We start from the raw sequence: 23,776 nt of genomic DNA, 5'->3' as shown, positions 1-23,776 counted from the left end.
CCACCGAGCACCAGGCCGCCGAGCACGACGCCGGCCAGCACGACGCCGGCCAGCCCGCGGCCGCGGTGGCGACGGCCGACGCGAAAGGCAAGGCGCTCAACCTCGGCCCGGTCGGCCACCTCGGTGACCGGCTGTTCGGTGGCCTGGCCCGCGGATCCGGCGGCCTGGTGATCCTGATCGTCGCGTTCGTCGGCATCTTCCTGCTGGCGCTGGCGATTCCGTCGCTGCTCGACGACAAGTCGAACTTCCTGTTCTCCCGGATCTGGGAGCCCGGTGGCGACCAGCCGCGGTTCGGTATCGCGGCGCTGTTCTACACCACCGTGATCAGCTCGATCATCGCGATGCTCATCGCGGTCCCGGTCGCGATCGGGGTGGCGCTGTTCGTCACCTACTACGCACCCAAGGCGGTGGCCCAACCGGTCGCGTACGCCGTCGACCTGCTAGCCGCCGTACCGTCGATCGTGTACGGCCTGTGGGGCATCCTGTTCTTCGCTCCGATCCTGCACCCGGTCATCAACGGCATCTCGGCCGCGCTCGGCTGGATCCCGCTGTTCGAGAAGCCGCCGGGCGACAACATCGGCGTGGTCTTCACCGCCTCGGTGGTGCTGGCGATCATGATCCTTCCGGTCGTCACCGCGATCAGCCGCGAGATCTTCGCGCAGACACCGATCTCGCACCGCGAGGGCGCGCTCGCGCTCGGCGCGACCCGCTGGGAGATGATCCAGCTGTCGGTCCTGCCGTACGGGCGTTCCGGTGTGGTCAGCGCGTCGATGCTGGGCCTCGGCCGCGCGCTCGGTGAGACCGTCGCGGTCCTGATCATCCTGTCGGTGCCGAACGGCAACGACCCGTGGAACCCCTCGATCTTCGCCGGTGGCGAGACGTTCGCGTCGAAGATCGCCAACAACGCCGCCGAGTTCGATTCGCCGGAGAAGACCGGCGCCTACATCGCGGCCGGCCTGGTGCTGTTCGTGGTGACGTTCCTGGTCAACTCCGCGGCCCGGATCATCGTCGACCGCAGCGGTCCCGGCGGTAAGAAGACCCGCCGGAAGCCCACCCCGAGTGCGTCCGCCGCGGCACCTGAAGGGGGAGCGACGTCATGACCACAGTTACCGCCAACAAACCGGCGTACGACGGTCAGGCCCTCGACCTGTCCGGGAAGTCGGGCAGCCGGGCCTTCAAGAACACGCTGGCCACTGTGCTGATCGTGTTCGCCTTCATTCTCGCGATGATCCCGCTGATCTGGATCCTCGCCACCGTGATCGGCAAGGGCTACCACCTGCTGCTGGACGCGAACTGGTGGAGCGAGTCGCAGCGCGGTATCACCGTCCGCCGCGCGGGCGGTGGCGCCTACCACGCGATCATGGGCACGCTGATCATGGCGCTGATCACCACCGTCATCGCGGTGCCGATCGCCATCCTCGGCGCGGTCTACCTGGTCGAGTACGGCAAGGGCACGCGGGCCGCCAAGGTGGTCAGCTTCATGATCGACATCCTCACCGGTGTTCCGTCGATCGTCGCCGCGCTGTTCATCTACGCGGTCTGGATTACGATCCTCGGCTTCAATCGCGTCGGGTTCGCGGTCTCGCTCGCGCTGGTACTGCTGATGCTTCCCGTCGTCCTGCGGTCGACGGAGGAGATGCTCAAACTCGTACCGGACGAGTTACGCGAGGCGTCGTACGCGCTCGGTGTGCCGAAGTGGAAGACGATCCTGAAGGTGGTCGTGCCGACGGCCTTCGGCGGAATCATCACCGGCGTCATGCTCGGCCTGGCCCGCGTGATGGGTGAGACCGCGCCGCTGCTGATCCTGGTCGGCTACTCCAAGAACATCAACCTGAACCCGTTCTCTGGATTCATGGGTGCGTTGCCGACGATGATCAATCAGGACCGGACCGAGCTGGCCCTGCCCAACGCGGCCGACCGGGTCTGGGCGGCGGCGCTGACACTGATCCTGCTCGTTCTTGTCCTCAACATCCTGGCCCGGCTGATCGCCCGGTTCAGCAAGATCAACTCGAAGTAGTCAGAGAGGTACTGAGTCGATATGGCAAAGCGCATCGAGGTCAGCGGCCTCAACGTCTATTACGGCAACTTCAAGGCCGTCGAGGATGTGTCGATGACGGTCGAGCCTCGCTCGGTCACGGCGTTCATCGGCCCGTCCGGTTGCGGCAAGTCGACGTTCCTGCGGACCCTGAACCGCATGCACGAGGTCATCCCCGGCGCCCGCGTCGAGGGCAAGGTGCTGCTGGACCAGCAGGACCTGTACGGCGCCGGGATCGACCCGGTCGCTGTGCGCCGCGTGGTCGGCATGGTGTTCCAGCGGCCGAACCCGTTCCCGACGATGTCGATCTTCGACAACGTCGCGTCCGGCCTGAAGCTGAACGGCGTCAAGGACCGCAAGAAGCTCACCGAGGTGGTCGAGCGGTCCCTGCACGGCGCGAACCTGTGGAACGAGGTCAAGGACCGTCTCGACAAGCCGGGCGCGGGTCTGTCCGGTGGTCAGCAGCAGCGGCTGTGCATCGCCCGGGCGATCGCGGTCGAGCCCGAGGTGATCCTGATGGACGAGCCGTGCTCGGCCCTCGACCCGATCTCGACGCTCGCGATCGAGGACCTGATCGAGAAGCTGAAGGACCAGTTCACCGTCGTCATCGTCACGCACAACATGCAGCAGGCGGCCCGCGTCTCCGACCAGACCGCCTTCTTCAACCTGGCCGCGACCGGCAAGCCCGGCCGGCTGATCGAGATGGCGCCGACCAAGCAGATCTTCTCGAACCCGACCGAGAAGGCCACCGAGGACTACATCACCGGCCGCTTCGGTTAAGTCGTCGTACGCCGGAATTCACCGGCCGCCGTGATCAGTTCGGTCGCGGCGGCCGGTGGTGTTTGTGGCCGAAAGCCGTTCAGATGCAGAGGGTCCGGGCGAAGTTGACCCGGGCAAGCACCTCGGCGACCTCGCGCGGTGAGCTCACCCCGACGTGGGTGTTGTGCGTGCGGTTACCGTTCTGCACGGTGATCTGGACGAAGCCGGTCGTCTTCTTCTCCTTGCAGAGCAGGAACAACAGGCCGAGCAGGCAGGCCAGCGCGAAGGCGATGGCCAGGATGATCGCCCAGGCAGGGATCTTCTCCTCGGTCCGCGTCATGTCCATCGCCGACCAGTTCGTCCCCTGGGTCGGCAGCACGCCCGCGGGCGTCACGATCCGGAACTGCTCGACCGAGATGTCGCCGACGGTCACGAGCACCGGACCGGTCGGCAACGCCTGCATGGGCAGGCCTTGCACCGGCTGAGGGGGCCCACTGGTGGGCGGCAGGAACGATCCGGCCGGCGGCTGGTACTGGGCCGGAGGCTGACCGTACTGCCCGGGTGGCGGGTTGTACGGACCGGGCTGCGGCGCCGGGGCGGCCTCGTAGATCGGCGGCGGCGGAAACTGCGCCGGGGGGTCGTACTGCGCCGGCAGATGACGGGTGGGCTCGGCCGATGACGCCCCCGATGAATCATCAGGGCGTGGATCGGACGGCGGCTGAGGGGTCTCGGTCACCTGCTCAGCCTAGGGTGTCTGGGGATCCGGCGCGGAGAGGTGACCGTCGACCTGTGGAAAAGATAGCCTGCGGGGATTCCTCGACGTTCTCAGAAGGGAACCGCGGTGAGCACTCCGACGCCTCCGGGCGACGACCAGAACGACCAGGACCGGCCGCAGGACACCCCCGAGACCCCGGGACAGCAGCCGCCCAGCCAATACGGTCAGCCTGGCCAATCCAGTCCGTACGACCAGCCGGCCCCTGAGCCGGGCCAGTACGGCCAGCCTGGGTACGGTCAGCAGCCCGGCTACGGGCAACAGCAGCCGCCTGGGTACGGCCAGCCTGGGTATCCGGGCCAGACGGGCCAACCGGACCCGTACGGGCAACAGCAGCCCGGCTACGGGCAACAGCCTGGATACGGGCAACAGCCTGGCTATGGGCAGCAGCAGCCTGGCCAGTACGGCCAGCAGCCCGGGGACTACGGTCAGCAGCAGCCCGGCGCGTACGGCGGGCAGTACGCCGGCCAGCCCGGCAGCTACGGGTACGGCGGCGCCGCCCCGCAGAGCAGCACACCGCAGGTGCTGTCGATCATCGGCATCGTCTGCTGGTTCTGCTGCAGCCCGGCCGCGATCGTGCTCGGCCTGATTGCTCAGGGCAAATACCGTGAGCAGGGCCAGTCGGACACGCTGGCGAAGGTGGCCTGGATCGGCGGCATCGTGTCGATCGTGATCAGCGGGATCCTCTACCTCACCGGCACGATCAACACCTGACGGACCGCAATCGTCGCCGGGCGCCTGGACCAGGCCCCGGCGACGAGTCAGTTGAGGTTGCGGGCGACGCCGTACACGATGAGCAGGGCGATGACGGCGTACGTCAGCCAGTCGACCATCCGCCGGCTCATCGTCAGGCGGGGCAGGCGAATCACGCGGGCGGACTCGAGCGCCCAGGCAAGGACTTGGTAGCCGACGGCAACCCCGACAAGCGGTCCGAGGACCAGGACGACCGGGTTGAAGTGCCATGCGGCGTCCAGGTCGCCGCGCAGCAAGGCGGCTGCCATCCGGGTCGATCCGCAGAGTGGACAGTTCAGCCCGGTGGTCGCGTGCAGGATGCACGGAAGGCCGATGTGGTGGCTTCCCGACAGTTGGTAGACGGCGGCCAGCCCGAACCCGCCCACTCCCACCGCGGTCAGGCCCCACACTCGCCGGTCCAGTGGCTGGACCGGACCGGTCGGCCGGAGTACGACGCTCAGCGAAAGGCTCACCGCACCACGGTAACTCTCAACACCTGGGATCCGCTGCCAGGTCTGAGCCGTCGCAGCACTAGCCTGCAACCCACTCCTCAACGCACATCATTTAGAAGGGATCGTCGTGAGCTCTCCGACGCCACCGCCGGGTTACGGCCCGCAGGACCCACAGCAGCCGGGTCAATACGGCCAGCCGCAGCAGCCTGGTCCGTACGGCCAGCCTGGGCAGCAGCCGGGCCAGTACGGGCAGCCGCAGCAGCAGCCCGGCTACGGCGGCCAGCAACAGCCGGGATACGGGCAACAGCCTGGCTATGGGCAGCAGCAGCCCGGTTATGGCGAGCAGCCGGGTTACGGCCAGCAGCCGCAGTACGGGCAGCAGCAGCCGGGATATGGCCAGCAGCCTGGTCAGTACGGGCAGCAGCCCGGCTACGGTCAGCCGTACGGGCAGCCTGGCTACGGCACGGCGCCGATCCCCGACAACCTCGCCGCCTGGCCGAACCGGGTCGGCGGGTACCTGATCGACTTCCTGATCATCGGCGTGCCGTTCGCACTCGGCGCTGCGCTCGCCAGCACCAACAGCTCGGCTCTCGCCATCATCGGCATCGTTTTCTATCTGGCCGCCATCGGTCTGGCGATCTGGAACATCATCATCCGCCAGGGCAGCACCGGCCAGACCGTGGGCAAGCAGGTCCTCGGCCTGAAGCTGGTCGGCGCCGACACCGGTCAGCCGATCGGCGCAGGCAAGACGTTCGTACGCCAGCTCTGCCACTTCCTCGACGGCGCAGCCTGCGACATCGGGTACCTGTGGCCGCTGTGGGACGAGAAGCGACAGACGTTCGCCGACAAGATCATGAACACCTACGTCATCAAGCTCTGACGTCGGTCCCCGGCTGCACCAGGAAGGACCGCAGGTGACCACCCCTCCGTACGACGGCCAACCGCAGCAACCACCTGGTCAGCCGGGGCACCCCGGCTATCAACCCCAGTTCCCACCGGGTCAGCCCGGTCAGTATCCGCCACAGGGCTACAACCCTTACGAGCAAGCTGCTCCCGGCCAGGGCGGCTACGGCTATGGCTACGCGCCGCCCGGGGAGCTGGCCAGCTGGCCGATCCGGGTCGGGGCCTACGTCCTGGACTACCTGATCGTCGCGATCCCGTGGTTCATCGGGATCATCGTGGCGCTGGCCCTCGACGGCGACAGTGACGAGCTCGGACCGCGGGGCGGAGCGTCCATGGGGGTCGGGTTCCTGCTCACGTTCCTGTTGTGGGTCTGGAGCCGAGTGATCCAGCAGGGCCGCACCGGCCAGTCGTTCGGCAAGAAGCTGACCGGCCTTCGGGTCGTACACGCGCAGACTGGTCAATTGATCGGCGTGGGAGCGACTCTGGGCCGTGAGCTGCTCGCCTGGCTGTTCAACCAGTTCTGCATCCTGAACGTGCTCTGGCCGCTCTGGGACGAGAAGTCGCAGACCTGGCACGACAAGATCGTCAACGACGTCGTCATCCGCGCTGATCCTCAGTGAGACTTGAGGAAGGCGGCGCAGGTCACCGCCCAGAGCACACTGGTGAAGGTGCCGATGATGAAGCGCTCGGCGACGGCCTGCGGGGTGACCGAGGCGGGCTGGTCCGGACTGCGTAGCTCGGGGTAGCGGGCGAGTCCCTTGATCGCCAGGACCACGGCGATGCCTTCCGGCCAGCCCGAGACCAGAGCGGCGAAGATCGCGGCCCGTTCGAGCGATCCGATCAGCGCGCCACCACGCAGCACCTCACCAGCCTTCTGCGTCGATTGAGCCCTGGTGTTGCCACGGTCCACCAACGCGAGCACAGACGTCGTCAGCGGCCCACCGCCGGTCAGCGCGAGTCCTCCCGACAACAGGAGCAGGACGTTCCACCAGCGCTCGGGCCAGCCGACCACACCGTGGCCGGCCAGCAGCAGCAGGCCCACTGCGACCAGACAGGCCAGCATGACTGCACTGAGCACGATCTCGAGGTTGGAGCCGGCCTTGGGAACCCACGCCAGGACGGCGAGGATCAGACCGGCAGCGGTCAACGACAAGATGAGTGCCGTCACGCAGCGACCCCAGCCTCGAGCAACTCGGTCGCCAGCACCCGTCCACGTTGTTCCTCGGCGAACCCGGCGGCCTGCGCCCGCTGTGTCACCGCCGATTGGCTGATCCCCAGCTTCACGCCGATCTCCCGCCTGGTGAGTCCTTCGGTCAGCAGATCGGCCACAGCCCAGCCACGGTCGCTCCGACGTCGTAGCACCGACGCCATCAGCCACAGGACCGTCTCCACCTGCTCGGCCAGCCGTGGATCGGAGCCGACCACATTGACGTGGTGGGGGCTCGACTTGGCCCGCGTCACCGCCTCCCGTGCGAACACGAACGCGGGCCCACCGCCGGCCCTGGTGCTGCGCGGCAGTGGCTCGGTCACCTCACCGACCCCGAGCCCGACGTACCAGCTGTCCAGGCGGAGCAGCTCGACGATCACGTCGATCGTGGCCCGTGCCTCCGACAGAACGCCCTGCACCTCGTCGCCGGCGGTCCGCTCGAACTTGCGGAGCAAGCCGGTCCGCCGCGGCCGGCGGTTCAGGGAGTTCAATACCTCGGGTACGAGATCGCCCATGCTTCGGCTGCCGCGCTGATCTACCGTGAGAACGAAGACCATCGCCCTGCACCTCCTTCCGAACGTGTTAAGGCTACAGTCTTATTCACGTAGAGTGAAGGAAAAAACCTGAATCGGTTCACCCAATCACTCCCAGTGATCGCTCTCCAGGGCATCGATTCCCCCAATTCTCCGCCTGATCCAGGCCTGTCGGCATCCCGACTCACCGCATGACTTCACCGAGCGTCAGCGCATTTCGGGCCGATTCTTCTGCCCGATCGGCCGCCGCGAACGGCGTACTCTGGTCTCGTGCCTATATCTGCCAGATATACGAAGCTCACTCCGACCGCCTGGACGATCCTCGGCTTCCTTGCCTTCAGCCCCCGCAACGGCTACCAGCTGCGGCAGGCCGTGCAGCGTTCCGCGGGCCACTTCTGGGGCGTCAGCTACGGCCAGCTGTACGCACAGCTCGACGCGCTGTCTGCGGCCGGCCTGATCGAGCCGGCCGAGACCGAGGACCTGGTCTGGCGGCTGACCGACGATGGTGCCGAGGCGCTGCGTGAGTGGCTCGGCGAGCCACCGAAGCCGACCCAACGGCGCGACGAGAACCTGGTCAAGCTGCTCTTCAGCGACCACGCCGGTATCGAGGTGACCAGGCAACTAGTTGCGCAACGCCGTGAGGCGGCCAAAGCCTCGCAGGCCAAGGCGGAAGCGATCGTCCCCGGTGCGCACTGGGATCCGGTCCAGCGAAAGCGACGGCCCGGCGATCTGCTCGCCGCGCGGCTGGTCCGCGAGCACACGCTGGCGATGGCCGCGGCCGAGCTGACCTGGTGCGACCGCGCCGACGAACTGATCGAAGGGGCCAGTCGTGGTTAAGAAACGGAAAGTCGCCCTGGGCATCGTGGTTGCGGTGATAGCGGCTCTGATCGGAGGCGGCGTCGCCGTGGCCAAGGTGCCGTGTTCGTTCCCGACACCACCGACCGGCGCGCTGAAATCCGACGGTACCAAAGACATCCGCACCGACCCGACCGGTTTCGTCACCGCTTCGGACGGCGTCCACCTTGCTTACTACGCTCAGATCCCGGCGCATCCCGTCGCCACGCTCGTCTTCTACCACGGCTCGGGCGCGAACAGTCTGGCCGGCTACTACCCCTTTGCGCAGGCGCTGACCAGGAAGTACCAGATCGCGACGTACCTGGTCGATATCCGCGGCCACGGCGCATCCGGTGGTCCGCGGGGCGATACCCCATCACAGCAGCAGGTCTGGCAGGACACCGCCGATGTCATCCAGTTCGTGCACCAGAAGTGGCCGACGGTGCCTACCTTCGCCGGCGGGCATTCGGCCGGGGCGAGCCTGATCCTGAACAGCCTGAGCCGGATCCACGACCCGATCGCGGGCTACGTGTTCCTGGCGCCGGACTACGGGCTGCACTCGGATACCGAGAAGGTTGCCAGGGGCAGCAATTTCGCCACGATCTGCAAACGCCCGTTCGTGGTCAACGCGATCAGTCATGGTCGACTCGACCAACACTCGGTCGCGCTCGGCTTCGCCTACTCCACCGCCGAGCTGCGCGAGTCCAACCTGATCAACCGCTACACAGTCGCGATGGCGCTGGCCCAGAACGCTGCCGACAGCGCCGCCGATCTGCACTCACTCCAAGCACCACTGGGCGTCTGGGTCGGCGCGGACGACGAGGTCTTCGATGCCACGAAACTCGCCGAGTACTCCCGGCAGGCGCCCCGTTCGACGGTGACGGTCCTGCCGGGAGCTACTCATCTCAGTGTGCTCAATGCCGCGGCCGGCCAGGTCGGCGCGTGGATCACCGCGGGTCAGTCGGCCAAGGGCAGGTAGAGCTTCCCTTTGGATTTGAAGGAATCGGACATTTCGGCGAAGCCGGCCTCGATCGCCTCGGTGGTGTTCAGGCCGTGCTCGTCGGCGTACGCCCGGATGTCGGCGGTGATCCGCATCGAGCAGAACTTCGGCCCGCACATCGAGCAGAAGTGTGCGGTCTTGGCCGGCTCGGCCGGCAACGTCTCGTCGTGGAAGGAGCGGGCCGTGTCAGGATCCAGCGAGAGGTTGAACTGATCCTCCCACCGGAACTCGAACCTTGCCTGGGACAACGTGTCGTCCCAGTCCTGCGCACCCGGGTGTCCCTTGGCCAGATCAGCTGCGTGGGCGGCGATCTTGTACGTGATCACCCCGGTCTTCACGTCGTCACGATCCGGTAGGCCGAGGTGCTCCTTCGGCGTGACGTAACAGAGCATCGCCGTACCCAGCCAGCCGATCTGGGCCGCGCCGATCGCGGACGTGATGTGGTCGTAGGCCGGCGCCACATCAGTTGCCAACGGCCCCAAAGTGTAGAACGGCGCTTCGCCGCAGAGCTCCTCCTCGAGCCGGACGTTCTCGGCGATCTTGTCCATCGGCACGTGTCCCGGACCCTCGATCATCACCTGGACGTCGTGCTCCCAGGCGATCCGGGTGAGCTCCCCGAGCGTCCGCAGTTCGGCGAACTGGGCGGCGTCGTTCGCGTCCGCGATGCACCCCGGCCGCAATCCGTCGCCGAGCGAGAACGTCACGTCGTACGCCTTGAGAATCTCGCACAACTCGGCGAAATGCGTGTACAGGAAGGATTCCTGGTGATGTGCCAGGCACCATGCGGCCATGATCGAACCGCCACGGGACACGATCCCGGTCACGCGCCGAGCCGTCAGCGGCACGTACCGCAGCAGCACGCCGGCATGCACGGTCATGTAGTCGACACCTTGCTCGCACTGCTCGATCACCGTGTCGCGATAGACCTCCCACGACAGATCGGCCGGATCACCCTTCACCTTTTCGAGAGCCTGGTACAGCGGAACCGTCCCGATCGGGACGGGAGAGTTCCGCAGGATCCACTCCCGGGTCGCATGGATGTTCTTGCCGGTGGACAGGTCCATCACCGTGTCGGCGCCCCAGCGGGTCGCCCAGACGAGCTTCTCGACCTCCTCCTCGATCGAGCTGCTCACGGCCGAGTTGCCGATGTTCGCGTTCACCTTCACCAGGAACTTCTTCCCGATGATCATCGGTTCGCTCTCCGGGTGCCGCCGGTTCGCCGGGATCACCGCCCGGCCCCGGGCCACCTCGGACCGGACGAACTCCGGATCGACGCCCTCCCGGACGGCGACGTACCTCATCTCCGCCGTGATCGTCCCGGCGCGCGCGTGCGCCAGCTGGGTCAGTGGCTCGCGCGCCTGGATCCAGTCCCGCCGGAGTGCGGGCAGACCGGCCTGTACGTCGATCTCGGCCGATGCGTCGGTGTAGACACCGGACGTGTCGTAGAGGTCGAAGTGCTCGCCGTTGGTGAGGTGGACACGACGCGCCGGGACACCCAGCTCGCCGCGGTAGATCTTCTCCGAGCCGGAGATCGGCCCGGTGGTGACAGTCGGTCGAACGTCGTTGCCGATGGTTGTCACAGGTTGCGCTCCCTACGCCGGAATTACCCGGACAGGTTCGGCGGTCGGCGGCGCCGGTTCGAAACCAGCCGCCCTCTCAGCCCACTACGGTGCGAGCTCCCGCGATCTTGAATTGTCCTGGCCACCTTAACCTGCCGTCTTGACCCCACCGGTAGCGTCGAGGAATGCGAGACCTCGTGTACCCGCCGGTGATCGGCTTCGTGAAGACGGCGTTCACAGTGCTGGACGTGAAGCTCGACCTCAGCGGCACGGAGAACGTGCCACGGACCGGTGGTGCGCTGATCGCGCTGAACCACATCAGCTACGTCGACTTCATCCTCGGTGGGTACGGCGCTCTGCCGAGCAAGCGACTGGTGCGGTTCATGGCCAAGGACTCGCTGTTCCGCAACCGGGTCTCCGGACCGTTGATGCGCGGCATGCATCACATCCCGGTGGACCGGGACGCCGGCGCTGCGTCGTACCGGAAGGCGGTTGAGTACCTGCGAGCCGGTGAGGTCGTCGGGGTGTTCCCGGAGGCGACGATCAGCCGGTCGTTCGAGCTCAAGGAGTTCAAGTCCGGCACGGTCCGGATGGCCGCGGAGGCCGGCGTTCCGATCATCCCGCTGATCCTGTGGGGCACCCAGCGGATGCTCACCAAGGACCATCCCCGCGACTTGTCCCGGCATCGCACGATCGCGATCACCGTCGGCGCGCCGATGACCGTGACGACCGACGACGACGCGACCGAAGCGACCGATCAGTTGCGTACGACGATGGCCGGCATGCTCGACCGGACCATCCGTGCGTACCCCGAGCAACCGGCCGGTGCCTGGTGGTTGCCGGCCGCGTACGGCGGTGGCGCACCGACGCCGGCCGAGGCGGAGCGGCTGGACCAGGAGGAGGCCGCTCGCCGGGCGGCAAAACGTCGTTAGACCAGTTCCCCGGCAGTTCCCGGCAGCTCCTGGCACGGACAGGACCTTGACCCTCGGACCGGAACGAGGGTACTAAGGCAGTCGCAGTGATTGGCAGAGCAGGTACCTGGGGGGTCCCTGTGCGGCGGGCCGGGCAAGTGGTACTCCCGGCCGCGGTACTCAGGCGGGCGGGGAAGGTAGTGTTCGATTCACCGGAAGAGCTCCATCTGTTCGAACCGGGGACGTTGGCGGTAGCACCACATGTGGCCGAGCACATCCCGGACGCCGGGACGTACTTCGTCGAATGGGCCACTCAGGGGATGGCATCCGACCGCGCCCGGGAGATCGAGTCGGCCGTGAACGGACGCCGCAGCCAGAACGGCTGGTTTCCGCTGGAGAGCCTGGACAACATCGGTAGCCGCGGCTTCTGGCGCGGCCCGCTGACGTACCTCGCCCGGATGACGTCCGACGACCCGGCAATCCTGCAGCGCTGGGCCACCGAGGGTCTGGACGGCAAGAACCGGAGCCGGATCGAGGCGACGGTGAACCACCTGCTCCACCAGCAGGGCCACGCGGCCGCAGCGACGTGGGCGGTGGCGGTGCGGCCGAAGACCTACCTCGACGCGAGAGTCCTCGGCAACAAGCTCGCGTCCGCGTGGGAGTACAACCTCGGCTCGATCCGCGCCAAGGACGTCGCCAAGTCGGTACGGCGCTGGAACCGCTGAACCTGCCCGTACGACGGACAGTCCTCGAGCGGACTGTCCGTCGTACGCGGAACTGTCAGTGGAACTGCGGGATGATCAGGTAGAGCCCGTAGAACACTGCAGCCAGGCACGCGGCAAAGCAGAGGCCGGCCACTCCGGTGTCGACGACCGACGGCGCCTTCTTCTCGTCGATCGACACGGCCCGGCGCGCCATCGCGCTCACGCCGAGCGCGAACAGGACCGCCAGTCCGACCCCGAAGATCAGGCTGACGAGTGCTACCTCAGCGAGCGAACCCCAGTCGATGTGCATCGCCGTACTCCTCTCAGGCCGCCGCAGCCGGGGTGGCGGCCGGCGTGCTGCTGCTCGGGTACTCGTTCACGTTGCCTGACGTCACCGGGCGGCGGCGGGAGGCGAGGTAGATGCCGCCACCGGCCACGGCCGCGAGGACAGCAATGATGACGACACCGAAGTTGCCACTGTCGGCCACCCGGCCGGCCAGCGCGCCGACGAGCGCAGCGGCCGGCAGCGTGAACAGCCAGGCCACCGCCATCCGGCCGGCGACGGTCCAGCGCACCTCGGCCAGCTTCTTGCCGAGGCCGGCGCCCAGGATGCTGCCCGAGCAGACCTGGGTGGTCGACAGCGGGAAGCCCAGGTGGGACGAGGCCAGCAGCACCGCGGTCGAGCTGGTCTCCGCGGCGAAGCCCTGCGGCGACTCGATCTCGGTCAGGCCCTTCCCCATCGTGCGGATGATCCGCCAGCCGCCGAGGTACGTGCCCAGCGAGATCGCCAGACCGGCCGCGAGGATGACCCAGACGTGCGGCCTGGAGCCCGCTGTCTGGCTGCCCGAGATGATCAGCACCAGGGTGATGACGCCCATGGTCTTCTGCGCGTCACCGGTACCGTGCGCCAGCGACACCAGCGAGGCCGAGGCGATCTGGCCGGCCCGGAAGCCTTCCTTGACCGTCTTCTGCCGCGACCGCTGGGTGATCGTGTAGGCCAGGTACGTGCCGAGCAGCGCGACCACACCGGCCACGATCGGCGCGGCCACGGCCGGGATGATGATCTTCTGTACGACGGTCGTGAAGTGCACGGCGCTGGATCCGGACGCGATCCAGGTGGCGCCGATCAGGCCGCCGAACAGGGCGTGCGACGAGGAGCTCGGCAGGCCGAAGTACCAGGTCAGCAGGTTCCACAGGATGGCGCCGACCAGGCCGCCGAAGATGACCGGCACGGTCACCTTGGTGTCGTCGACGATGCCGCTCGAGATCGTCTTGGCGACTTCGGTGGAGATGAACGCGCCGACCAGGTTCAGGACGGCGGAGATACCGACCGCGACCTTGGGTCTGAGCGCGCCGGTGGCGATCGAGGTCGCCATCGCGTTGGCGGTGTCGTGGAATCCGTTGGTGAAATCGAACACCAAAGCGGTGACGATCACCACCACGACGAGGAAGGACAGGTCCATCGTGATCACTTCCTTGAGGGCGGACGATCAGCAGCGTCGATCGACCGTAGGCCCGGTGAGTGAACTTGACGTGAACCGATTCAGGGAACTTACTCCAAGATCAGGTGGGCCAGTGCGTAACACAGGGCCGCGACCAGGCCCGCGGCCGGGATCGTCAGGACCCACGCCACCGCGATGCTCCGCGCGACCCCCCAGCGGACGGCCGACAGGCGTTTGGTCGCGCCCGCACCCATCACCGCGGAGGTGATCGTGTGGGTGGTCGAGACCGGAGCGTGCAGGCCGATCGCCATCACGTACAGGACGGTCGCGGCGACCGCCTCGGAGGCGAAGCCGCGGGCCGGATCCAGGTGGATGATCCGGCGTCCGAGCGTACGCATGATCCGCCAGCCGCCCGAATAGGTCCCGAGCGAGATCGCGGTGGCCGCGGCGAACTTCACCCACAGCGGAATGCCGTCGCCCGGCCGCACGTGACCGCTGGTGACGAGGGCCAGGAAGATCACGCCCATGGTCTTCTGCGCGTCCTGCAGACCGTGGCCCAGCGCCATCGCCGCGGCCGACAACGACTGGGCCAGCCGGAAACCGCGGGTCACCTTGCTCGGATTGCTCCGACGGAAAATGTGCAGGATCGCGATCATCACCGCGAACGCGCCGAGGAAGCCGACCACTGGCGACAGGACCATCGGAATGACGACCTTGTCCACGATGCCGGACCACAGGACGACGCTTGTCGAGGCGAGGCCGGCCCCCACGAGTCCGCCGATCAGCGCGTGGGTCGAGGAGCTGGGCAGGCCGAAGTACCAGGTGATGAGGTTCCAGCTGATGGCGCCGAGGAGCGCGGCGATCACGACTACCAGGCCGTGCTTGCCGCTGGGCGCGGTGATGATGCCCTTACCGACGGTCTCGGCCACCTCGGTGCCGGCCAGCGCGCCGAGGAAGTTGCAGACCGCCGACATCGCCAGCGCCACCCGCGGGGTGAGCGCGCGGGTGGAGACCGAGGTGGCGATCGCGTTGGCGGCGTCGTGGAACCCGTTGGTGTAGTCGAAGAAGAGCGCGATGACGACGACGGCGATGACGAGCGCGAACTCCACGCTCAGCTCTCCTTGACGGCGATCTGCTCGATGGTGTTGGCGACGTGCTCGAACGCGTCGATCGCCGCCTCCAGCAGATCGACGACGGTCTTGACCTTCATCACCGTGAGCGCGTCGTACTCGCCGCTGAAGAGCTTGGCGATCAACCGGCGGTGGACGGCGTCGCCCGTGTTCTCCAGGCGGTTGATCTCGATCCAGTACTCGGCCAGGTCCTTCATCGTGCGCAGCCGGGGCATCGTCTCGGCGGTCAACTGGGCGGCCCGTTGGAGGACCTCGATCTGCTCGGCGATCTCTTCCGGGAGCTCGTCCAGATTGAACAGGTGGACCGAGTCGACGGCCTCCTCCATGAAGTCCATCACGTCGTCGAGCTCCGAGGCCAGCCGGTAGATGTCCTCGCGGTCGAACGGGGTGACGAACGTCGAGTTGACCCGGCGGATGATCGAGTGCGTGGTCTCGTCGGCCGCGTGCTCGGCATCCTTCATCGCCGCGGCGATCTGGTGACTGGACGACAGGCCGGTGCCGGCTGTACTGCCGAGCAGTTCGGCCAGGATCCGGGATCCGTCCACAAGGTGGTTGGCGGACTCGGTGAAAAGGTCGTAGAACGTCGGGTCGTTCGGACGCAGACGTAACGGCACTTCAAGCTCCGGATGAACGAGGGACAAACCGTGAACATGCTAGGGCATGGCTTTCGGGTTCCTGACGTAGCGAGCAAGTGCTCGGGGGTGTGGCTCGGCGTGCTGGGGTGGAGGTCTCGATGCGGAGCATCGTGGCCTTCGCCACAGTGCGGCGAGGTGCGCCGCCGAGTGCTGCGCAGTAGGCAGGAACCCGGAAGCCATGCCCTCAGGGGAAAGGCCAGGAGACGTGGCATTCGGCCGGGTCAACGTATCGCGTCGCCGTGAACTCGTCCGGGAAGACACGAACGGTTGGTAACTGATCGGTTTCAGTGCGTGATGACGGCGTACAGATCGAAGAGCCCGACGACCAGGACCAGGCCGGCGGCGACGCGGAGGACCGAATGGTGGCCGAGGGCCTGCACGTGCGAGCCGTTCGCGCGGCGGTACACCGCGCCCACCGCGGCCCAACAGCCCAACGCCAGCACGAGAACGACGATGCCGAGGCCGGTCCGGACGTCCGACGAACCGTGGCCGGAGGCAAGCAGGAGAATGCCGTTGGCAATGAATCCCAGCGCGGTCCGGCGCCAGGCCAGGAGGGTGCGCTCGGGCTGCAGGCCGGGGTCGGGGGTGGTCATCGCAGTGTCGTCATCGCAGTGTGTTCATCGCCACAGGGCGAAGAGGAAGCCGGCCAGCCCGACGACGGCGATAGTTGCCCCGAGCATCAAGGGCAGCCGGGTCACCGGGAGCGGTCCACCGCGCCGCATCGCGGTCAGGTTCGCCTGCCAGCGGCGGTAGGCGCCGGCTGTTGCGACGATTCCGGCGAGTACCAGAATCCCGCCGAGGATCCGGGCCGGCCATCGGTTCAGACCGAGGTCGAGGAACTGCACCGCGGACAGCCCGCCCGCGTAGCAGGCCAGGGCCGTCCGGAGGTAGGCCAGGTAGGTGCGTTCGTTGGCCAGGGTGAAGCGGTAGTCGGGCTCTCGCTCCTCTGGTTGCTCGGTCATCAGCAGCTCATCAGGCCGTGGTCCTGCTTCAGCGTCAGCACACGCCTCACGCTACTGGTCAGCTTCGCGGCGAACGACTTGTCCTGCTGGGCCTTGACCACCAGTGCGGTCACCATGGTGGCGGTCAGCCCCGCTGTGGCGTTGATGACGATGTCCCCGCCCGCGGCGACGAACCGGGTCGCCCGCTGCCCAGCCGGCACCGAGGCGACCTCGGCAGCCGCTCCGACGTCGTCGGTGATCACGACACCCTGCCAGCCCAGGTCACCACGGACCATGCCCTGCACGATCGTGGGTGAGAACACCGCGCGGTTCTTGGGGTCGATCTTGGTGTAGGTGACCGTGGAGACCATCACCATGGCGGTGCCGGCTTGGATCCCGTCGGCGTACGTCTGCAGGTCGGGATCCCGTCGTACGGTGACGTTGTCCACCACGCCGGCCGAGAAGTCGGTGTTGCCGCGCACTCGGCCCAGTCCGGGGAAGTGCTTGACCGACGTCATCACACCGGCGCTCTTCATTCCCCGGACGAACGCCTGGACCGGTGGGCCGACCTCGCCCGGCGTGTTGCCGTACTCGCGGTCCAGCTGGCCGATCGGCGCGTTCTGCGCCTTCAGCGAGTTCGGTACGACGTCGGCAACGGGCGCTAGATCCAGATTCACCCCTGCCTGCTTGAGCTGGTTGCCCCACTGCGTCGCGCTGGCGGTGAGCTTGGCACTCGACCACGTCCCCTGAACGGTCGCCGCCGGGATGCGATCGAACCCGGAGCCCTTCAGCCGCTGGATCTGACCACCCTCTTGATCCGCTGCCATCAGCGGCCGGATGCCCTTCACCGTCGCGGCGGCGGTGGCGGCGGCCGTCACCGTGCGGGTGTGCGCGAGGCTTCCGCCGTTCCCGAGCAGGAGAACGCTGCCGGGCTTCTGCTTCTGCACGATGGGTCGCTGGGCGGAGGTCATGCCGTTGGCGCTGATCCCGGTCATGATCAGCTGGGCCGCTTGTTCGCGCAGAGTAAGCGTGTTCAGCTTCGCGTCGACGCAACTCGTCGGCGTCGCGGGCGGGGTGGGCGTTGTCGGTGTCGACGTCGGCGTTTCTGACGGTGTTTCCGTGGGCGAGCCGGTCGTCGGCAGCGGCACCGAGGGGGACGGGGCCGTGGTGGGTCCGGCGGTCGGCGCGTTGGTGTCGCTGCAGCCGGCCACCACGAGCGCTGTCAGCGCTATCAACGCGACCGGACGCCTCATCTCAGCGACGCTCCCAGGCGGCGCGGTCGACCGTGTCGCCGGAGTGCCGGGCCAGTGTCGCGCAGACGTCGTACAGGTGCTCGACCTGCTCTTCGGTGAGTGCGTCGAAGATCGACTTCCGGACCTCCTCGACGTGGCCCGGTGCCGTTTCGACCAGCTTCTGCCGGCCGATCTCGGTGAGAATCGCGACCTGGCCACGACGGTCGGACTCGATACCCTCCCGCCGGACCCAGCCGTTCTGCTCGAGTCGATTCACCGCGTGCGACAGCCGGCTGCGTGAGCCCAGCGTGGCGACCGCGAGCTCACTCATCCGCAGCCGGCCCTCTGGCGCATCGGACAATCGGACCAGGATTTCGTAGTACGTATGCGGGATGCCCGCGTCGCGCTGGAGTTGTTGCTCGATCCGGCCGTTCACCACTCGCTGTGCCGCAATGAACGCGCGCCAGGCCTGTTGTTCCTTCTGGTCCAGCCACCGGGTTTCCGCCATCCCCGCAGCGTATCCAGTACAGCTCGGTCACGCTCGTCTGCCGCGTCGGGGCCTTACGTGCTGCTGCGACTCAGGTGCTGCCGCGGCTCAGGTGCTGCTGCGGCTCAGGTGCTGCTGCGGCGGGTGATGGTCAGGCCGACGAGACGGGAGACGACCATGGCGACGTACCCAACGCCTGCGAGCTGCTCGAGCATGACCACGGACCGTCCCCAGGCCGTGATCGGGATGATGTCGCTGAGGCCTGTGCTGGACATCGTCGTGAAGCTCAGGAACAGCAGCTCCATCCAGGTGCGATCGTTGCTCGGATCGACGGCCGCGGTAAAGCTGCCGGGGACGAGTGCCTGCACGAAGACGTACAGGTACGCGAAGCCCCAGGCCACCAAGGTGAACGTCGCACCCGTGGCGAAGAGCTCGTCGGCGCTGACGTCGTGGTCGGAGAGCATGTAGCGCAGCAGGCTGTACGCCGCGTAGAAGTAGAAGGCGGCGTGGAGGACCGCCGAGACGGCGACGACCGGCTCGGTCGGGTTGAAGGCGTCGACGAGTGAGAGCACGACCGCCGGGATGCCGAGGCCGATGCTGACCCAGGTCAGGCCGGGCGTCGCGCGCACGGAGACGACGGCGAGCACCAGTACGACGATGCCGAGGATCTCGAAGGCAACCCGACCAGTGCGGGAGCCCTCCATCGCGGGATAGACAAGGACACCTAGCAGCTGCACCACCAGGAGAATCGCCGACGGGTGCCGCCGGGCGCTCCCGAACACGCTCACCGTCTAGCCTCGGCTCTCTTCTGTGGCTGCCTCTTGTGCAGCTGCTCCTTCTTGGGCTGCTTCTTCGCGGGCGGTTTGCTCGCGGGACTCGATGATGGCGGCGCGACGGGCGAGGCGGTGGCTCCTGCGGATCTCGGCCTCGCGCAACCGGCGCCGATCCTCGTCCGTCACGGGGACCACCTGCGGCACCGCCCGCGGCGACCCATCCGAATCGACCGCGACAAACACCAGGTACGCCGATGCGACGTGCATCTGTGGTCCCACCGAGTCCCACCGGTCGGCGGTGATCCGCACGCCGACCTCCATCGAACTGCGACCGGTCCAGTTCACCTGCGCGCTGAAGTGCACGACGTCGCCCACCCGGACCGGGACCAGGAACACCATCTCGTCCATCGACGCCGTGACCGCCGGCCCACCCGAATGCCGCGCCGCGACCACTCCGGCCACCGAGTCGACCAACGTCATGATCACGCCACCGTGCACGGTGCCGAGCAGGTTGGTCTCGTTCTGCGCGGTGATGTGCGACAACGACAGCCGCGTCTCGGAAGTCGACCGCGACGACGGACTGCTGGACATACGAACTCCTTCAACTCACCTGGCAGGGTCTGCGCAGACTATCCCGCCTGATCCGCCACGACTTCGAGCCTTGGTTATCCACAGGTTCGAAATCGCCGGTCGCGGCGGGAGCCGAAACTCGTACTTTCTTGGGCGAGGAGGTGGCTCCGATGACCATCCACCACTGCACAGGCCACGCACCCGACAACCATCCCCGGACCGATCACGACAACTATGCCCGCGGCAACTATCTCGGCGGCGACCAGGTCGACGGCGACCCTTCCGACGGCGACCCTTCCGACTGGGCGGACCCGGCTCTTACTCCGCTCAGCCGGCAGCAGGCGACGCTCCTCGTGCACATCGGCCTGGACGTCGCGTCCCGGCTCGGGCTCGACGTCACCTACGAGGGCGGCGCGGCCCTCGTCCCGGTGGCGTCGTCCGCCTCAGGCCCGGTTCTCGGCCTGACCAATCTCGCCCGGACCCTGTCCAGATACCAGGAGGAGTGCTGGCCCGACCTGATCGAGAATCACTTCCGCCACTTGCTCGACTCCGTCAGACACGGCCCGCCGGCTCCGCCGACCGACCCCGAGCAGGAGCTGATCCAGCGCCTCGTCCCTCGCCACGCGCTCCCGCCCGACTGGACAGCTGATCGTCCCGACTTCGTGCCCGGCCTGCTCTCGGTCCCTGCCACCGAGGACAACGGCATCGTCGCCATGTTCCTCAATCCGTCCGACCTCGGCCTCACCTGGAGTGCCGCAGAGCACATCGGCCTGACCAACCTCCGCAGCCGTACCGACGACGTCGAGTGGGTCGATCACGACGACATCCGCATCGCCTTCGTCACCGGCAGCTCGTTCGCCGCCTCCCGCGCACTCGTCCTGGACACCGTCCTGCACGAGTCCCTCCACCTTGACCACCTGACTCACGGCGCTCTGGTCGCCCTCCCTGCCCGGGAGCTCCTCCTGATCCACGTCATCAAGGACCTCTCCGTCATCCCGGCCCTAGGCCAACTCCTCAACCTCGCCGCCCGCTCCTACGACCACGACCCAGGCCCGCTCTCCCCCGACGTCCACCTGGTCATCCCCGACCCGACCTTCCCCGCCGCCCTCACCTGGCACGCCTCGACCACCACCTCCCCAGACCACACCCCCCTCCGCCTCTCCCCCCACCTAGAAGCCCTCACCCACCACCTAGCCACCCAAGAACCCAGCAGGGAGTAGCCAATGCGCGGGAGTGGAAGCAGTTGGTGCTCGGGTACCGGAGCCAAGCGATGCCCGGAGCTGGAGTTAGGCGGTTGGTGGGGTGAAGTGGCCGGGCCAGTCTTTGGCTCGGATTCGGGTGATGGTGCGGACTTCGCCGATCGTGGACCACTCGTCTTTGCCGAGGCGGGCGAGTGGGCGGAGGAGCTGGATCTCGGGGTGGCCGTCGACCAGGACCGCTTCGTCGAGGGCGATGTGGCGGACGTGGCCGATGACGAGGGTGCAGTCGCCGAGACCGATGGTGGCGTGCAGGGTGCACTCGATCGCAACCGGCGATTCCGCGACCCGGGGAACGGCGACCGTCGTCGAGGGCTCCGTGTGGACGCCGATCGCGTCGAACTCGGAGACGTCCGGGGAGAAGTTGGTGCCGGAGGCATTCACCTGCTCGTACAACGGTTCAGCGGCGAAGTTGACCACGAACTCACCGGTGGCTTCGACGTTGTTCAGACTGTCCTTGCGACCGACCGAGGTGAACTGCACCATCGGCGGTTGCACCGACGACACCGTGAAGAACGAGTGCGGCGCAAGGTTCAGCACGCCGTCGGCCGACTGGCTGGAGACCCACGCGATCGGCCGGGGCACCACCACGGAATTCAGCAACGCGTAGAACTCTCGTCGCCCTACGGACTCCGGATCCACATCGACACGCACAGAGCCAGTACATCAAACTCGGTGGATGCCGCCGCGCCCCGCCACCCGGACCGCGCCGGCGACACAGTTCGACGGAGAAGTGGATTGGGCGAGCAACAGGAGTTCCTGCACCAGGTGACCGCCATCGCCCAGCGGCATGGCGTGGAGCCCTGGCAGGTCACCGAGGTGCCCGGCGGAGTCGCGAACCGGGGTTTCGTCCTCGGCGACGACTTGTTCCTGCGCGTATCCCGGCCGGAGTACGAAGACGACCTCCGCAAGGAGACCAACGTCGTACCGGTGACCCGGTTCGTGGGTGTGTTGACACCGGCGATCGTCGAGTACGACGGGAGCCGCAGGCTGATCGACGCGCCGTACGTCGTGATGGAGCGGGTGCACGGGATCGAGCCGGCCGGGGTCCCGACCGGATTGGCCGAGCAACTCGCGCTGCTGCACCGGATCGGGCGGGTGCCGATCCCCGGCGTGCCGGAGGACGACTGGGGCGATCCGTGGCGGACCGTTGATGACCTGGCCGACCGCGGCTACGTCGATCTCGGTACGGCGAACTGGTTGGCCGGATGGTTCACCCGGCTCGCCGAACGGTTCGACCGCACCGGCCCGAAGGTGCTCATCCACGGAGATGTTGCCGCACACAACCTTCTCGCCGGACCCGATGACGAGCTCCGCGCGCTGATCGACTGGGGTGACGCCGCTTGGGCACCACCGGCGATGGAGTTCGCGAAGCTGCCGCTCACGCAGGTCGCGGCGATCCTCCCGGCGTACGTGCGGCACACGGACTCCGCCGTACGCGAGGAAGAGCTGGCCGCGGCGATCCTCTGGTTCCACCTGGCCTGGGGACTCGGCAAACTGACCGCCGGGCCCTGGCCCGACCAGCGCCACTGGACCGCACCTCCGGCCAGCCGAATCCTCAACATCCTCACTTTCTTCGCCACCGCTCCCCCAGCCCCTTGGCCCACCCTCGCCTGACCGTGGCCCGACTCCGGAGTGTGGTCGGGTGGGGGCGGGATCAAGAAGGTGGGGTTCTGGGTGTTAGTGCTGTGGTTTGTGCTGTAAAACAAGGGGTTTGCACATGTCGGGACATGGGGCAGACTGGGGTTCCGTGACTGACTATGTGGCGGCTGAAGGCCGGTATGACGACCAGATGGCTTATCGGCGGACCGGGCGCAGCGGTTTGCAGCTGCCCGCGATCTCGCTGGGGCTGTGGCACAACTTCGGCGACGACAAGCCGTTCGCCACGCAGCGCGACATCCTGCGGCGGGCGTTCGACCTCGGCGTCACGCACTTCGACCTGGCGAACAACTACGGTCCGCCCTACGGCTCGGCCGAGACGAACTTCGGGACGCATTTCGCGCGCGATTTCGCGAAGTACCGCGACGAGCTGATCCTGTCCACCAAGGCCGGGTACGACATGTGGCCGGGGCCGTACGGTCAGGGTGGCGGCTCGCGGAAGTACCTGCTCGCCTCGCTGGACCAGTCGCTGAGCCGGATGGGCGTCGACTACGTCGACATCTTCTACTCGCACCGGTTCGACCCGGACACGCCGCTCGAGGAGACGATGGGCGCGCTCGACGCGGCCGTGCGGTCGGGCAAGGCGCTGTACGCCGGGATCTCGTCGTACTCGGCAGATCGGACCCGGGAGGCGGCGCGGATCCTCGAGGAGCTCGGGACGCCGCTGCTGATCCACCAGCCGTCGTACTCGATGCTGAACCGCTGGATTGAGGAGGACCTGCTCGACACCGTCGGTGAGCTGGGCATCGGGGTGATCGCGTTCTCGCCGCTCGCGCAGGGTGTGCTGACCGATCGCTACCTGAACGGCGTACCGGAGGACTCGCGGGCCGGGCTCGGCAAGACGGACGCCCCGACCGAGGAGATCCTGACCCACGTCCGCGCGCTGAACGAGATCGCCAAGGAGCGCGGCCAGTCCGTCGCGCAGCTCGCGCTCGCCTGGACGCTGCGGGACCACCGGGTCACCAGCGCGCTGATCGGCGCCTCCAGCGTCTCCCAGCTCGAGGACAACCTCGCCGCGGTCAAGAACCTCAAGTTCTCCGAGGACGAGCTCGAAGCCATCGACGCCGACGCCGTCGAGGCGGGTATCAACCTCTGGAAGCGCAGCTCCGACGCCTGAAACTCACGAAGAAGCCTCCATCCGCAGCGGTCGTCCCGCTCGGACGGAGGCTTTCTCCGTTCAGGCGGTTACGGAGTGCTTTCGGGTGGTTGCGGTGGGGGAGGGTTAGGCACAGGCTGAAGGGGAGACCCCC

At 67.4% G+C, this 23,776-nt stretch carries 29 protein-coding genes; 13 read left to right on the top strand and 16 right to left on the bottom strand.

Annotated features, from left to right (window positions below; all coding sequences use genetic code 11):
- Positions 1-65 precede the first annotated feature (65 nt).
- The 3 genes from pstC to pstB are packed head-to-tail and all read left to right on the top strand — an operon-like array spanning position 66 to position 2,815.
- Positions 66-1,100, top strand: a complete 1,035-nt coding sequence (pstC, locus tag ACWF4Z_RS19620) for a phosphate ABC transporter permease subunit PstC (RefSeq protein ID WP_452244658.1) — start codon at positions 66-68, stop codon at positions 1,098-1,100.
- A complete protein-coding gene (gene pstA / locus ACWF4Z_RS19615; protein WP_452244505.1) occupies positions 1,097-2,017 on the top strand; it encodes a phosphate ABC transporter permease PstA in 921 nt (306 codons plus the stop codon). The genes pstC and pstA overlap by 4 nt, the downstream gene beginning before the upstream one ends.
- A gap of 21 nt (positions 2,018-2,038) precedes the next feature.
- Positions 2,039-2,815 carry a phosphate ABC transporter ATP-binding protein PstB gene (gene pstB, locus ACWF4Z_RS19610; RefSeq protein ID WP_452244504.1) on the top strand — a complete coding sequence of 259 codons (777 nt, stop codon included), beginning with the start codon at positions 2,039-2,041 and terminating at the stop codon, positions 2,813-2,815.
- Between the two features lie 79 nt (positions 2,816-2,894).
- Here the strand turns inward: pstB and ACWF4Z_RS19605 are convergent, their stop codons facing one another.
- Positions 2,895-3,530, bottom strand: coding sequence for a hypothetical protein (locus ACWF4Z_RS19605; protein WP_452244503.1), 636 nt, complete (start codon positions 3,528-3,530; stop codon positions 2,895-2,897).
- Positions 3,531-3,635: 105 nt separating this feature from the next.
- Between ACWF4Z_RS19605 and ACWF4Z_RS19600 the strand changes: the two genes are divergently transcribed.
- Positions 3,636-4,280 carry a DUF4190 domain-containing protein gene (locus ACWF4Z_RS19600; RefSeq protein ID WP_452244502.1) on the top strand — a complete coding sequence of 215 codons (645 nt, stop codon included), beginning with the start codon at positions 3,636-3,638 and terminating at the stop codon, positions 4,278-4,280.
- A gap of 47 nt (positions 4,281-4,327) precedes the next feature.
- Here ACWF4Z_RS19600 and ACWF4Z_RS19595 read toward each other — a convergent pair whose 3' ends face one another.
- Positions 4,328-4,771, bottom strand: coding sequence for a DUF2752 domain-containing protein (locus ACWF4Z_RS19595; RefSeq protein ID WP_452244501.1), 444 nt, complete (start codon positions 4,769-4,771; stop codon positions 4,328-4,330).
- A 106-nt stretch (positions 4,772-4,877) separates the two neighbouring features.
- Between ACWF4Z_RS19595 and ACWF4Z_RS19590 the strand changes: the two genes are divergently transcribed.
- A complete protein-coding gene (locus tag ACWF4Z_RS19590) occupies positions 4,878-5,630 on the top strand; it encodes an RDD family protein (protein ID WP_452244500.1) in 753 nt (250 codons plus the stop codon).
- 34 nt (positions 5,631-5,664) lie between these two features.
- On the top strand, positions 5,665-6,273 hold the full coding sequence (locus tag ACWF4Z_RS19585) for an RDD family protein (RefSeq protein WP_452244499.1): 609 nt from the start codon (positions 5,665-5,667) through the stop codon (positions 6,271-6,273).
- On the opposite strand, the gene ACWF4Z_RS19580 is transcribed toward ACWF4Z_RS19585, so the two are convergent.
- Together ACWF4Z_RS19580 and ACWF4Z_RS19575 are read right to left on the bottom strand one after the other, a co-directional pair.
- Entirely contained in the window at positions 6,267-6,821 is a 555-nt protein-coding gene (locus tag ACWF4Z_RS19580; protein ID WP_452244498.1) for a hypothetical protein, read from the bottom strand. The two genes, ACWF4Z_RS19585 and ACWF4Z_RS19580, sit on opposite strands and share 7 nt — an antisense overlap.
- Positions 6,818-7,417: a transposase gene (locus ACWF4Z_RS19575; RefSeq protein WP_452244497.1), complete on the bottom strand. Its 600-nt coding sequence runs from the start codon at positions 7,415-7,417 to the stop codon at positions 6,818-6,820. The genes ACWF4Z_RS19580 and ACWF4Z_RS19575 overlap by 4 nt, the downstream gene beginning before the upstream one ends.
- 246 nt (positions 7,418-7,663) lie before the next feature.
- Between ACWF4Z_RS19575 and ACWF4Z_RS19570 the strand changes: the two genes are divergently transcribed.
- Complete coding sequence (locus tag ACWF4Z_RS19570) at positions 7,664-8,230, top strand: PadR family transcriptional regulator (RefSeq protein ID WP_452244496.1); 567 nt, start codon at positions 7,664-7,666, stop codon at positions 8,228-8,230.
- On the top strand, positions 8,223-9,206 hold the full coding sequence (locus tag ACWF4Z_RS19565) for an alpha/beta hydrolase (RefSeq protein WP_452244495.1): 984 nt from the start codon (positions 8,223-8,225) through the stop codon (positions 9,204-9,206). Before ACWF4Z_RS19570 ends, ACWF4Z_RS19565 begins: the two co-directional genes overlap by 8 nt.
- Here the strand turns inward: ACWF4Z_RS19565 and thiC are convergent.
- Positions 9,185-10,807 (bottom strand): phosphomethylpyrimidine synthase ThiC, encoded by a 1,623-nt coding sequence (gene thiC / locus ACWF4Z_RS19560; protein WP_452244494.1) that lies wholly within the window; start codon positions 10,805-10,807, stop codon positions 9,185-9,187. The genes ACWF4Z_RS19565 and thiC overlap by 22 nt on opposite strands.
- A 164-nt stretch (positions 10,808-10,971) precedes the next feature.
- On the opposite strand from thiC, the gene ACWF4Z_RS19555 reads away from it, so the two are divergent.
- Both ACWF4Z_RS19555 and ACWF4Z_RS19550 read left to right on the top strand, forming a co-directional pair.
- Positions 10,972-11,718, top strand: coding sequence for a lysophospholipid acyltransferase family protein (locus tag ACWF4Z_RS19555; RefSeq protein ID WP_452244493.1), 747 nt, complete (start codon positions 10,972-10,974; stop codon positions 11,716-11,718).
- 179 nt (positions 11,719-11,897) lie between these two features.
- Complete coding sequence (locus tag ACWF4Z_RS19550; protein ID WP_452244492.1) at positions 11,898-12,422, top strand: hypothetical protein; 525 nt, start codon at positions 11,898-11,900, stop codon at positions 12,420-12,422.
- A 55-nt stretch (positions 12,423-12,477) separates the two neighbouring features.
- Here the strand turns inward: ACWF4Z_RS19550 and ACWF4Z_RS19545 are convergent, their stop codons facing one another.
- The 10 genes from ACWF4Z_RS19545 to ACWF4Z_RS19500 form a co-directional block, all read right to left on the bottom strand.
- Positions 12,478-12,711 carry a hypothetical protein gene (locus tag ACWF4Z_RS19545; protein WP_452244491.1) on the bottom strand — a complete coding sequence of 78 codons (234 nt, stop codon included), beginning with the start codon at positions 12,709-12,711 and terminating at the stop codon, positions 12,478-12,480.
- Positions 12,712-12,724: 13 nt separating this feature from the next.
- Entirely contained in the window at positions 12,725-13,864 is a 1,140-nt protein-coding gene (locus ACWF4Z_RS19540) for an anion permease (protein WP_452244490.1), read from the bottom strand.
- An 89-nt stretch (positions 13,865-13,953) separates the two neighbouring features.
- The gene (locus ACWF4Z_RS19535; RefSeq protein WP_452244489.1) at positions 13,954-14,952 is read right to left on the bottom strand and encodes an anion permease; all 999 of its coding nucleotides are present in this window, start codon (positions 14,950-14,952) and stop codon (positions 13,954-13,956) included.
- A 2-nt stretch (positions 14,953-14,954) separates the two neighbouring features.
- Positions 14,955-15,587, bottom strand: coding sequence for a DUF47 domain-containing protein (locus ACWF4Z_RS19530; RefSeq protein ID WP_452244488.1), 633 nt, complete (start codon positions 15,585-15,587; stop codon positions 14,955-14,957).
- A gap of 305 nt (positions 15,588-15,892) precedes the next feature.
- Entirely contained in the window at positions 15,893-16,201 is a 309-nt protein-coding gene (locus ACWF4Z_RS19525) for a DUF202 domain-containing protein (protein ID WP_452244487.1), read from the bottom strand.
- Positions 16,202-16,225: 24 nt separating this feature from the next.
- Complete coding sequence (locus tag ACWF4Z_RS19520; protein ID WP_452244486.1) at positions 16,226-16,570, bottom strand: YidH family protein; 345 nt, start codon at positions 16,568-16,570, stop codon at positions 16,226-16,228.
- The gene (locus ACWF4Z_RS19515; protein ID WP_452244485.1) at positions 16,570-17,802 is read right to left on the bottom strand and encodes a glycoside hydrolase family 3 N-terminal domain-containing protein; all 1,233 of its coding nucleotides are present in this window, start codon (positions 17,800-17,802) and stop codon (positions 16,570-16,572) included. The genes ACWF4Z_RS19520 and ACWF4Z_RS19515 overlap by 1 nt, the downstream gene beginning before the upstream one ends.
- Position 17,803: 1 nt before the next feature.
- Positions 17,804-18,289: a MarR family winged helix-turn-helix transcriptional regulator gene (locus tag ACWF4Z_RS19510; protein WP_452244484.1), complete on the bottom strand. Its 486-nt coding sequence runs from the start codon at positions 18,287-18,289 to the stop codon at positions 17,804-17,806.
- A gap of 104 nt (positions 18,290-18,393) precedes the next feature.
- The gene (locus tag ACWF4Z_RS19505) at positions 18,394-19,056 is read right to left on the bottom strand and encodes a potassium channel family protein (protein WP_452244483.1); all 663 of its coding nucleotides are present in this window, start codon (positions 19,054-19,056) and stop codon (positions 18,394-18,396) included.
- Positions 19,057-19,059: 3 nt separating this feature from the next.
- Positions 19,060-19,632, bottom strand: a complete 573-nt coding sequence (locus ACWF4Z_RS19500) for an acyl-CoA thioesterase (RefSeq protein ID WP_452244482.1) — start codon at positions 19,630-19,632, stop codon at positions 19,060-19,062.
- A gap of 149 nt (positions 19,633-19,781) precedes the next feature.
- Here ACWF4Z_RS19500 and ACWF4Z_RS19495 point away from each other — a divergent pair, with 149 nt between their 5' ends.
- Positions 19,782-20,831, top strand: a complete 1,050-nt coding sequence (locus ACWF4Z_RS19495) for a hypothetical protein (RefSeq protein ID WP_452244481.1) — start codon at positions 19,782-19,784, stop codon at positions 20,829-20,831.
- A gap of 66 nt (positions 20,832-20,897) precedes the next feature.
- Here the strand turns inward: ACWF4Z_RS19495 and ACWF4Z_RS19490 are convergent, their stop codons facing one another.
- Entirely contained in the window at positions 20,898-21,521 is a 624-nt protein-coding gene (locus tag ACWF4Z_RS19490; protein WP_452244480.1) for a flavin reductase family protein, read from the bottom strand.
- A gap of 84 nt (positions 21,522-21,605) precedes the next feature.
- On the opposite strand from ACWF4Z_RS19490, the gene ACWF4Z_RS19485 reads away from it, so the two are divergent.
- A complete protein-coding gene (locus tag ACWF4Z_RS19485) occupies positions 21,606-22,484 on the top strand; it encodes a phosphotransferase (RefSeq protein ID WP_452244479.1) in 879 nt (292 codons plus the stop codon).
- A gap of 133 nt (positions 22,485-22,617) precedes the next feature.
- Positions 22,618-23,643, top strand: a complete 1,026-nt coding sequence (gene mgrA / locus ACWF4Z_RS19480) for an L-glyceraldehyde 3-phosphate reductase (RefSeq protein WP_452244478.1) — start codon at positions 22,618-22,620, stop codon at positions 23,641-23,643.
- Positions 23,644-23,776 lie beyond the last annotated feature (133 nt).

This window comes from Kribbella sp. NPDC055071 (genome assembly GCF_053608045.1).
This window is presented reverse-complemented; position numbering and strand designations above follow the sequence as displayed.